At 68.1% G+C, this 207-nt stretch carries 1 pseudogene; it reads right to left on the bottom strand.

Features of this window, described 5'->3' with window-relative positions:
- Positions 1-5: 5 nt before the first annotated feature.
- Positions 6-207 (bottom strand): annotated as a pseudogene (locus tag VR45_RS37495) (hypothetical protein); the annotation flags it as partial.

The following is a 207-nucleotide window of genomic DNA, read 5'->3' as shown; positions in this document are numbered from 1 at the left end:
CCGCCTCACTGCAGGATGTTGATCGCACGGGCGATCACCAGCGTCGCCACGATCAGGGAGGTGGCGGCCTCGACCATCATGAGCAGCTTGGCCCACCGCTTGATCGCGGAGACGTCGGTCGGGCTGAACGCGGTCGCGGTCCAGAAGGACAGCGACAGATAGTCGGCGAACCGCGGCACCCAGCCGGCCGGTGCGTACGCCGTGTGC

The sequence above is a fragment of the Streptomyces sp. NRRL S-495 genome, assembly GCF_000966955.1.
Lineage (GTDB): Bacteria > Actinomycetota > Actinomycetes > Streptomycetales > Streptomycetaceae > Kitasatospora > Kitasatospora purpeofusca.
This window is presented reverse-complemented; position numbering and strand designations above follow the sequence as displayed.